At 62.1% G+C, this 902-nt stretch carries 1 pseudogene; it reads right to left on the bottom strand.

From position 1 onward, the window contains the following. Window positions 1–145 precede the first annotated feature (145 nt). Window positions 146–902, bottom strand: a pseudogene (locus ACZIRK_RS45275) (IS630 family transposase); the annotation flags it as partial.

Here is a 902-nt window from a genome sequence, read left to right as displayed (position 1 = left end):
TCACGCTGTAACGTTCGCGGCGAGCGGCACCGGGCTTCTAGCTCCAGACGCTCCTTCCGCGAAACGCGGACTTCTCTTGCTTCGGGAATCATCCCGATCTTGAATCACGACTCACGTTCTATGAAAACTGGGTACTAGTAGTCTATCACAGTGATTTTGACTCTTTGGGGGTGGCTGGATAGGCGCGGCCGAGTTTGGCGCGAGCTTTGTCGGTTGTGAACATCCATTTGATTCGGGCTCGGGTTTTATTTCGCCGCCGTTGCCATGCCGCGATCTCGTTTCGGAGCCTTTTGGAGTCGTCGATGCGGCGGCCGAGACACTGGCGCTGAAGCACGCTGATCTCGCACTCAACCATGTTGAGCCAACTGGCGTGCTTCGGGGTGTAGTGGGAATTCGAGGCGGCACAGGATGCGGCGGGCCTCGGCAGGCGCGAAGGCCTCATACAGCGCCCCAGGCTTATGGATCGACAAATTGTCCTGCACGACACGGATGCAGGCGGCGTCGGGATAATGAACGTCGACGAGCTCACGCATGCAGTGGGCGTAGTCCACGGCGGCGCGGCGGTCGGTGAGCTTGACGTTGCGCCAGCCCCGATACGGATCGAAGGTGACGAAGAGATTGACGGTGCCGTTGCGGCGATACTCGTAATCGTAGCGCTCGCGCTGTCCCGGTTGGGCCAGGACCGGCTGGCGCACCTCGCCGATCAGCTGGACGGGGGTCTCGTCGAAGCAGACCAGTGGGCGGGCGGGATCCGGCGTCTCGGCGTAGAGATCGAGCACGTCCTCCATGCGGGCGACGTATTCGCCGTCGACATGGGGAATGCACCACATGTCCCTGCGCCATGGCTTGAGGTCGTTCTCGGCCAGCCGGCGACGCACGGTCTCGCCCGACAGGCTGTCGTG

This window comes from Bradyrhizobium sp. Leo114, assembly GCF_055229415.2.
This window is presented reverse-complemented; position numbering and strand designations above follow the sequence as displayed.